Consider the following 9,351-nt stretch of genomic DNA (forward strand, 5'->3'; position numbering starts at 1 on the left):
AGGAGTCGCAGCCATGTCTGGATTGAGCCGCCGGGGACTGCTCACCGGTGCCGCCGCCATCGCCGGGGCCGGCCTGGTCACGGCGGACCTCGTCGCCGGCGCCGGGCCCGCAGCCGCCGCGGGAGCCTGCACACCGCCGTTCGGGTCCACCCTCGTTCAGCCCGGGGACGCCCGGTACGACAGCTTCCTGCGCGCGCACAACACCCGGTTCGTCGGCCAGCCGGACCGGGTGACCATCGCGACCACCAAGGACCACGTCGCCACCGCGCTCGGCAACGCCGTCGCGGCCGGCCGGCGGGTCGCGGTGCGCTCCGGGGGCCACTGCCTGGAGAACTTCACGGCGAACTCCGACATCAAGGAATTGATTGATCTCTCCCAGATGTCGGACGTCTACTACGACGCCTCGCGCAACGCGTTCTGCGTGGGACCGGGCGCGATCGTGTCGCCGACACAGCACACCCTCTTCATGGGATGGGGCGTGCAGATCCCGTCCGCGGGCTGCTCGGACGTGGGCCTCGGCGGGCACATCCTCGGCGGCGGCTACAACTTCTACTCCCGGATCCACGGGATCGCCGTCGACCACCTCTACGCCGTCGAGGTGGTCGTGGTCGGCGCCGACGGGCTGCCCCGCACCATCGTGGCGACGCGTGAGGCCAACGACCCGAACCGGGACCTGTGGTGGGCGCACACCGGCGGTGGCGGCGGCAACTTCGGTGTGGTGACGCGGTATTGGCTGCGCTCGCCGGGCGTGACCTCCACCGACCCGAGCAAGATCATGCCCCGGGCCGGGAACCAGAAGGTCCGGAACGTGCAGTGGTCGTGGAACAACCTGTCGAAGCAGGCGTTCACCACCCTCGTCCGCAACTACAGCCAGTGGTTCGAGTACAACAGCGCCCCCGGGACGCCGGGCGTCCAGATCTGGGCGTCGCTCTCCGCCTCGCACCAGGCGGCCGGCGTGATCGGCCTGATGGCCGGCATCGAGGACACCGTCGTGGGCGGCGAGGCCATGCTCGACGCGTTCTTCGCGACCGTCACCGCGGGCGCCGCCCTCACGGTCGCCTCGGACGAGAAGTACTCGCTGGCGTGGCTCGACCGGGACAACTGGTACTGGGGCGGCGCCGGGCGGCAGAAGGACAAGACCGCGGACCTGAAGAAGAGCTACACCGACGCGCAGATAGGAACGATCTACCAGTACCTGACGGACAGTTCGATCAGTAACCCGGGCGCCCAGGTGAACCTGGCCGCCGTCGGCGGGAAGATCAACAGCGTCGCCACGGACGCCACCGCCTACTCGCACCGCGACTCGATCCTGCGCGTCTACTTCACCCCCGGCATCTGGCGTACCGCGGCGGAGGACGCCGTCCACACGGCGTGGATCCGCAACATCTACCGGGACGTCTACGCCACGACCGGCGGCGTTCCGGCGCCCAACGCCATCAACGCCGGGGCATACATCAACTACGCGGACTCCGACCTCGCCGACCCGGCGTGGAACACCTCCGGCACCCCGTGGTCCACGCTGTACTACGGCTCGAACTACGCACGTCTGCAACAGGTCAAGAACACCTATGATCCGCGCAATGTGTTCCGCCACGCCCTGTCGATCCGACCCGTCTGATCGGCACCGGCACTGTCCGGGTCTTGAGTTTGCTCCTGCGCGAGGGCAGGATTCCGATCAACCCCGGGGGGAGCTTCCCGGCCGTTCTTCCACCGCGGACCGCCACGGCCGCCGCGGTGTTACCGGCCGGTTCGAAATTTCCGGGGGCACAGTGCCGCAGATACGACAGGGAGACCAAGATGGCTGCGGAATTATCGGGTGTTGAAGGCGTCGCGAGCTTCTACGAAGGGCTCGCCCAGGTTCTCAACAACGTGTGGGGCGAGAACCTGCACTACGGCTACTGGGAGGACGACGCCGACACCAGCACCGTCGAGGTCGCCACCGCCCGGCTGAACGACCTGATGGTCACCCTGCTCGACCCCGCCCCCGGCGCCGCGATCCTCGACATCGGCTGCGGCGTCGGCAAGCCCGCGCTCCAGCTCGTCGCGGCCAGGGACGTGCGCGTCACCGGCATCGCCATCGCCGACGTCGAGGTGGAGCAGGCCAACGAACGCGCCAAGGAGGCCGGCCGCTCGGACGTGGCCACTTTCCGCAACGCCGACGTGACGGACCTTCCGTTCGAGGACGGCTCGTTCGACGGCGCGTGGGCGCTCGAATCGCTGCTCCACGTGCCGGACCGGAACCGGGCCCTCGCCGAGACCGCCCGGGTGCTGCGCCCCGGCGGGCGGCTGGTGATCGCCGACACCGTCGAGCGCCCGCCGATGAGCCCCGAGGGCCGCAAGGTGCTGGACGAGATCCGCGCCGCCTACCACGTCAGCCCGTACGCCACGGCGGACGAGTACGCCGGGCTGCTGGCCGGCAACGGGTTCGTCGACGTCGAGATCCGCGACATCAGCGACAAGGTGGTCCGGACCGGGTCGATCATGGCCGACGCCGTTGCGGCCCGGCGCGAGGAACTCGCCCGGATCGACGGCCCGGAACCGGTCGACCAGTACATCGACCTGATGCGACGCGCGGCGGCCAGCCCGGACATCGGGTACCTGGTGATCGTCGCGACGCGCGGCGCCTGATTCGGTGCTGCCGAGCCGGTGCCGCCCGACTCCCTTCCTGACGGCGGGAGTTGGGCGGCACCGGCCCCGCGTGGCGGTTACCGGTGCCGCCTGCCGGTTACCGGTAGCCGGCCGGGTCGGCCGGCTTGCCGGCCTCCTGGACCTCGACCAGGTACCGCCAGCAGTCGGGCTGCGAGCCGTCGAGGTCGGTGAAGCCGTACTCGCGGGCCAGCTGCCCACTGGAGACGGACTTGCCGTTCCGGCGGGCGACGTCCGGGTCACCGGCCAGCGCGGCGACCGCACGGCCGACGAACGCCGGGCTCTCCGAAATGCAGAAATGCGGTTCCACCGCCAGCGCGTCGCGCCAGTTCTCCTCGGTGACGCCGAAGGTTTCGAGCATCATTTCCGAACGCATCCAGCCCGGGGTGAGCGCCACCGCCGTCCCGCCGTGCGGCTTCAGCTCGTGCGCGAGCGCGAAGGCCATCCGCACCACGGCGTTCTTGACCATGTCGTAGAAGAACGAATTGCGGTAGTGCGTCTCGTTGTACTCGGCCGTCCCGTCGGTCATCTCGACCACGAGTCCGCCCGGGTTGCGCACCAGCAACGGCAGTATGAAGTGGCTGGTGATCGCGTGGGTCTGCACGCCCAGCTCGAACAGCCGCCGCCCGTTGTCCAGGTTCTGCTCCCAGACCGACTGGTCGAAGGTGAACAGCTTCTCCCCGCCCCAGACGTCGTTGACCAGCACGTCGAGCCGCCCCTGCTCGGCGTCGATGCGCTCGGCCAGCGCCCGGACCTGCTCGTGCACCAGGTGGTCGGTGGGCACCGCGATGCCCTTGCCGCCCGCCGCGGTGACCAGGTCCGCGGTGTCCTCGATCGTCTCGGAGCGCTTGTACTCCGACTGCTTCTCCCGGGTGGTGCGGCCGGTGACGTAGACCGTCGCGCCCGCCGCGCCGAGCTGAACGGCGATGGCCCGCCCGGCTCCCCGGGTGGCACCCGCGACCAACGCGATTTTTCCGTGAAGGTCCGGTGCCGATGTGTCGAGTTCCATTGACTTCCTCGTCCATTAGAACAACCAGGCCCGCGTCCGTCATCGACGGGCCGGCCAATGACGCCACGATCCTTTCAAAAGACGGTGCCTTGTGCTGGACTTTTCACCACATTTACCGACGATCGACGGGTCGGGGCCGTTCCTCAGCCACTTCGGGCTCAACCGGACATGACGTGGTTCACGAGTGAATAGGCTGCTCATATGACTCCCGTTTCGACATCCCAGCCGCCCGTGAAGCGTGCCGGAATGCGCGAGTGGACGGCCCTCGGCGTCCTCGCCTTACCCGCGCTGCTCATCACCCTCGACAACACCGTGCTCCACCTCGCGGTGCCGCACCTCAGCGCCGACATCCACCCCAGCGGACTCCAACTGCTGTGGATCGTCGACATCTACAGCTTCCTGATAGCCGGCCTGCTGATCGTCGCAGGCACCCTCGGCGACCGCATCGGCCGCCGTCGCCTGCTCCTCCTCGGCGCCGCCGGCTTCGGCGCCGCCTCGCTGCTCACGGCGTTCTCCCGGAACACCGAGATGCTGATCCTCAGCCGGGCCCTGCTGGGCATCGCCGGGGCGACCCTGATGCCGTCGTCGATGTCGCTGATCCGCAACATGTTCTTCGACGCCAAGCAGCGCGCCCTGGCCTTCAGCATCTGGATCGCCTGCTTCCTGGTCGGCGGCGCGATCGGCCCGCTGGTCGGCGGCGCGCTGCTGGAACACTTCTGGTGGGGCTCGGTCTTCCTGCTGGGCGTGCCCGCGATGGTCCTGCTGCTGATCCTCGGCCCGATCCTGCTGCCCGAGTACCGCGACCCGAACCCCGGCCGGATCGACCTCGCCAGCGTCGGCCTGCTGACCCTCGCCCTGCTGGCCACCGTCTTCGGCCTGAAGAAGCTCGCCGCCGACGGCTTCGCGCCGCTGTCCGTCGCGGCGCTCCTCCTCGGCCTCGCCACCGGCACGGTGTTCGCCGTCCGGCAGCGCCGGCTGAGCCACCCGCTGATCGACCTGAAGCTGTTCCGCGAACGCAGCTTCTCCGCCTCCATGACCACCATGGGCATCGCCCTGTTCGTGATGTCGGGCTCGCAGCTGTTCGTCGCCCAGTACCTGCAGATGGTCGTCGGACTGTCCCCGCTGAAGGCCGGCCTGAGCTCGCTGCCCGCCAGCATCGGTGGCGTGGTCGGCTCGCTGCTCGCCCCGCTCGCGCTGACCCGGATGCGCTCGGCGTACGTGATGACCATCGGCCTGGCGATCGCCCTGGCCGGCTTCGGCGTGCTGACCCAGGTCTCCGCCGGGAGCGGCCTGGTCACCGTCATGGTCGCGCTCGGACTGCTCAACTTCGGCGTGGCGCCCACCATCGCGCTCGGCACCGACATGATGATCGCCTCCGCACCGCCGGAACGGGCCGGCGCGATCTCCGCCGTCTCCGAGACGCTCCAGGAGATCGGCCTCGGCACCGGCATCGCGATCCTCGGCAGCGTCGGCACGGCCGTCTACCGCACCCAGGTCGCCGACGGCCTCGCGTCCGACGGGCTCTCCCCGGAGTCGGAGTCCGCCATCCGCGACACCATCGGTTCCGCCGTCGCCGAGGTCTCCCGCCTGCCGCAGGAGGTCGGCGCCCAGGCGCTGTCCACCGCCCGCGAGGCCTTCACCCACGCGCTCCAGTACGTCAGCACCATCTGCCTGGTGCTCACCGCGCTGGCCGTCCTGATGGCGCCCCTGCTGCTCCGCTCGGTGCCGCCCGGCACCGGCGCCGAGAGCGCCGACTCCGACGAGGCGGTGCCCCCGCTCCTGAAGACCGCGGACCCGCAGAAGACCTGAACCCCCGTGGACGCCCGCCGCCCGGCCCGTGGAACCTCCCACGGGCCGGGCGGCGGTTGTCTTTTTGACGGGACCTCAGCGCACGACGTCGAGGTAGCTCATCATCCCGAGGTCCTCGTGGGCCGCGATGTGGCAGTGGAACATCCACTTGCCCGGGTAGTCGGCGAACGGGATCCGGATCACGATCTTCCCCGGCACCCCGCCGGACGAGGCGGGCACCACGGCGGTGTCCTCGCGGTGCGTGTAGGGCTGCGGCACACCGTTCACGGACATCACCTGGAACGCGTTGGTGTGCAGGTGGAAGGGGTGGTTCTCCTCGGTGGTGTTGACGATCGTCCACTCCTCGACGGTCCCGAGCCGGGCCGGGGTGTCGAAGAGCGAGCTGTCCGCCGCGAACTTCCGCCCATTGAGGACGAAGTAGAAGTTGTCGCCCTCCTGGAGCTCGCCGAGCTCGACCGTCCGGCGGCCCGCGACGGCGGCCGGGGCGAGGTCGGCCGGGGCACCGGGGATGGCGCCGGTGACGGCCGGCTGGCGGGTGACGGGCCAGCCGTCGACCTTGATCGTGGCCAGCTGGGTGTCCGGATAGGTGCCGCCCTGCGGACCGTTGGTGTAGGTCGTCGTCCGCAGCACGGCCTGGCCCGGCACGGCGCAGGCGGTGACCAGGACGTCGAAGCGCTTGCCCGGCGGCAGCACCAGGGTGTCGCGCGTGCTCACCTGCGCGACCGGAATGCCGTCCTCGGCGACAACGGTGAACCGGTAGCCGTCGAGCCGGAGTTGGTACGGGATGTCGGCCCCCGCGTTGACCAGCCGCCACAGCTGGGTCTCGTTCGGCTTCAGCGTCAGCGTGGGCCGGAGCTGCCCGTTGACCAGCCGCACGGTGGGGTTGGCCGGGCTGATCGTGTTCTGCACGATGCGCCCGGCGGCGTCGATCTGGGCGTCCTTCAGGACGAGGGTGTGCGCGGCGGCGTTGCGCAGACCGACCGGCAGCAGGCTGCGGTTGTCCCCGACGATCATGGCGCCGGAGAGGCCGGCGAAGATCTGGTTCTGGGTCTGGCCCGGTTCGAAGGCCATGTCGGACATGTTGTGGGCCCCGTTGGCCGCGCACATCGTGCCCATGGCGTGGCTGTGGTACCAGAACGTGCCCTGGGGATGATCGGCCGGGACAGCCAGCCGGTAGGTGATGGTGGCGCCGGGGGAGACGCAGCTGAAGGAGTTGTCGGAGTCGTCCGTCGGGGAGACGTGCATGCCGTGGAAGTGCAGGTTGGTGGCGACCGGCAGCCGGTTGACCAGCTTGATGGTGACGGTCGACCCGGCGGAGACCTTCAGCGTGGGCGCGACGACCGTGCCGTTGTTGTAGACCTGCCCGGCCACCGGGCGGCCGGACACGTCGAACACGCTCTGGCCGACGTCCAGCGTGATGTTGAGGTTCTGGTTGTCGCCGGTCGCGTCGGCCGTCACGGGATCGCGGAACGGGTCACCCGTCCGCATCCCCGCCTCCTGCTGGGCGGTCGTCGGCGGCTGCGGAGGATCGGTCGGCGCCGGGGCCGCGAGGGCACGGGTGCCCAGGACGGCGGCCGAGAAAAGCAGTGAGACCGCGGTCAGCACGTGGATGGCGCGCCTGGTGCGCCGTATTTGCCGGCGCTGGGATTCGGCGGTCGTCGAGGTCGGGTGGGGCATCGGCTCTCCATATCCAGACTGTCTGGGCGAACAGAGCGGTGCGAGCCCAAGCCTCGCTTATTGACCTGCACCAGACAAGACCTTGGATATGTCCGGGCGACGGCAATGACCGACCTGTCGTCGGCAATGACCTGACCCGCCGTCGGCAAAGTCCCGGTATCAGGCCGGTATCACACCGGTACCGCACCGGTATCAGGAAGGGGCAGCTCCGGCGAGGACGGGGCCGACCGTGACAGTCGACCCCAACAGCCCTGCGGAGAACCGGCGTTGTGACGGCGGCGCCGACGACTACCGGACGGGAATTTCCCTGACCAGGCGCGAGGACCAGTCGCACCAGCGGTAACCGGGCAGGAATGCGCCACCGGCCTCGTCGAGGTGCTCCTCGACATACGGAATGGTCGCGTCGCAGACCTCGGTGGCGAAGTCGAAGAACTCCGTGCTCTCGGGGTTGGTGTGATAGCTCCAGCGAGGGTTGTACGGAGCCGGCCGCGGGACGATCCGCGCCATCACATGCGGACGGTCGGTGGTCTCCCCGCTGATGAGCCTCCGGGCGTGCTCGATCTCCTCACTCTTCGTCAGCTCGATGACGAACTCCTCATGCGTGACGTCGGTCATCACGAAGTAGGCCCGGTCCGCGGCGGCCGCGCGGACCGGCGAGCCCGTCGGGGCCGCGGCCTGCGAGGGCTGCGCGGTGGCGAACGCCAGCACACCGACGGCGGCGAGGCCGACCGCCTTGGTGAACACACGTGGCATGGGGGTTCTCTCCTTGTATCCGGGCGTCGTGCGTATCACGACTGAGCACCGTGCGCATTGAATCAGTGACGGTCGGTAACTGGGCGGGCGATGCGGCTCGCGTCCGGGCGGTTCTCGCCGGTGGTCCTCACCGACCGCGCAGATGGTCCTCACCGGCCACGACAAATGGGGCCGAATGGCCCCAGACAGCGTCGGGGTTGCCAACCTACGGTTGCGTTACCTACGGGACCGTAGGTTTGTTCGTCGATCGAGAGTTGGACCCGTGAGCAGCACCTCCTCCCCGGCCCAGTGGACCGATGCCCGCCTCCTGCACGACCTGGAAGAGGTGGTCGAGCGCGAACTCAACCGCCACCTGAGCGTCTTCAAGGAGTGGATGCCCCACGAGTACGTCCCCTGGAGCCGCGGACGGGACTTCGACGGGCCGCTCGGCGGCGAAGCATGGTCAATAGAGCAGTCGCCGCTCACCGAAGTCGGCCGGGTCTCGCTCGTGGTGAACCTGCTGACCGAGGACAACCTGCCCAGCTACCACCACGAGATCGCGACGCTCTTCGGCCGCGACGGCGCCTGGGGCACCTGGGTGCACCAGTGGACAGCAGAAGAGGCACGGCACTCGATGGTGCTGCGCGACTACCTCATCGCCTCCCGTGCCGTCGACCCCGTGGAACTCGAGCGCGCCCGCATGACCCACATGCAGAACGGCTTCGTCTCCGACAACCGGCACTCGCCGCTCCACACCGTCGCGTACGTCGCCTTCCAGGAACTCGCCACCCGCATCTCCCACCGCAACACCGGACACGCCTCGGGCGACCCCGTCTGCGACCGGATGCTCGCGCAGGTCGCCAACGACGAGAACCTGCACATGATCTTCTACCGGAACCTCCTCAAGGCCGCCTTCGAACTCGCCCCCGACCAGGCCATGCAGGCCGTCAACGAGGTCGTCACCAACTTCCGCATGCCCGGCCACGGCATGCCCGGCTTCGAACGAGCCGCCGCACGGATCGCCGTCGACGGCGTCTACAACCTCCGCGTCCACCTCGACGACGTGCTGCTCCCCGTGCTGCGCCACCTCAAGGTGATGGAGATGAGCGGCTTCGGCCCGGACGGCGTCCGGGCCCAGATGGAGCTCGGCCTGATGCTCGACGGCCTCGCCGCCCAGGCCACCCGGTTCGACGAACGACAGGCGGCGATCAGGGCCCGGCGCGCCGCGAAGGGCTGACGCCGGCGCTTGGGTTGCCCGCAGCCTTCGCCCGCAGACGCCGGCGGAGGCTGCGAGGTTTGCACCTGGGGCGGATCCGGCGTAGTGTTCACTGGTCGCTCGGCAGGGAGCACCGGACACGCAATCTGTGTGGACGGTCCCGGGGCGGCCAATCCCTGAGAACCACCCAGTTGATCCGTGACGGGTCGCGTCCTTTTCGCGTCTCCGTTCGTATTTGCTGTGCGCGTTTTCGGAGATTGCG

Annotated in this window: 7 protein-coding genes; 4 read left to right on the forward strand and 3 right to left on the reverse strand. The window is 69.3% G+C overall.

Translation table 11 applies throughout. The features are described from left to right. Positions 1–13: 13 nt before the first annotated feature. Entirely contained in the window at positions 14–1,618 is a 1,605-nt protein-coding gene (locus ACFYS8_RS34750; RefSeq protein ID WP_387649154.1) for an FAD-binding oxidoreductase, read from the forward strand. 179 nt (positions 1,619–1,797) lie between these two features. Continuing rightward, entirely contained in the window at positions 1,798–2,628 is an 831-nt protein-coding gene (locus ACFYS8_RS34755) for a methyltransferase domain-containing protein (RefSeq protein ID WP_387649156.1), read from the forward strand. 97 nt (positions 2,629–2,725) lie between these two features. Here the strand turns inward: ACFYS8_RS34755 and ACFYS8_RS34760 are convergent, their stop codons facing one another. After that, positions 2,726–3,655, reverse strand: a complete 930-nt coding sequence (locus tag ACFYS8_RS34760; protein WP_387649159.1) for an SDR family oxidoreductase — start codon at positions 3,653–3,655, stop codon at positions 2,726–2,728. Positions 3,656–3,901: 246 nt separating this feature from the next. Between ACFYS8_RS34760 and ACFYS8_RS34765 the strand changes: the two genes are divergently transcribed. Beyond that, positions 3,902–5,464: an MFS transporter gene (locus ACFYS8_RS34765; RefSeq protein ID WP_387649162.1), complete on the forward strand. Its 1,563-nt coding sequence runs from the start codon at positions 3,902–3,904 to the stop codon at positions 5,462–5,464. Positions 5,465–5,539: 75 nt separating this feature from the next. Here ACFYS8_RS34765 and ACFYS8_RS34770 read toward each other — a convergent pair whose 3' ends face one another. Next, positions 5,540–7,141, reverse strand: a complete 1,602-nt coding sequence (locus ACFYS8_RS34770; RefSeq protein ID WP_387649165.1) for a multicopper oxidase family protein — start codon at positions 7,139–7,141, stop codon at positions 5,540–5,542. Positions 7,142–7,429: 288 nt separating this feature from the next. Beyond that, on the reverse strand, positions 7,430–7,894 hold the full coding sequence (locus tag ACFYS8_RS34775) for a calmodulin-binding protein (protein ID WP_387649168.1): 465 nt from the start codon (positions 7,892–7,894) through the stop codon (positions 7,430–7,432). A 262-nt stretch (positions 7,895–8,156) separates the two neighbouring features. On the opposite strand from ACFYS8_RS34775, the gene ACFYS8_RS34780 reads away from it, so the two are divergent. Then, on the forward strand, positions 8,157–9,110 hold the full coding sequence (locus ACFYS8_RS34780) for an acyl-ACP desaturase (RefSeq protein ID WP_387649170.1): 954 nt from the start codon (positions 8,157–8,159) through the stop codon (positions 9,108–9,110). Positions 9,111–9,351: the final 241 nt, after the last annotated feature.

This window comes from Kitasatospora sp. NPDC004615 (genome assembly GCF_042873545.1).
GTDB lineage: Bacteria > Actinomycetota > Actinomycetes > Streptomycetales > Streptomycetaceae > Kitasatospora.

Excerpts from the sequence above, each read along its gene's own strand:
- ACFYS8_RS34750 (WP_387649154.1), top strand. The coding sequence starts at position 14 with ATGTCTGGATTGAGCCGCCGGGGACTGCTCACCGGTGCCGCCGCCATC.
- ACFYS8_RS34770 (WP_387649165.1), bottom strand. The coding sequence starts at position 7,141 with ATGCCCCACCCGACCTCGACGACCGCCGAATCCCAGCGCCGGCAAATA.
- ACFYS8_RS34765 (WP_387649162.1), top strand. The coding sequence starts at position 3,902 with ATGCGCGAGTGGACGGCCCTCGGCGTCCTCGCCTTACCCGCGCTGCTC.
- ACFYS8_RS34775 (WP_387649168.1), bottom strand. The coding sequence starts at position 7,894 with ATGCCACGTGTGTTCACCAAGGCGGTCGGCCTCGCCGCCGTCGGTGTG.
- ACFYS8_RS34755 (WP_387649156.1), top strand. The coding sequence starts at position 1,798 with ATGGCTGCGGAATTATCGGGTGTTGAAGGCGTCGCGAGCTTCTACGAA.
- ACFYS8_RS34760 (WP_387649159.1), bottom strand. The coding sequence starts at position 3,655 with ATGGAACTCGACACATCGGCACCGGACCTTCACGGAAAAATCGCGTTG.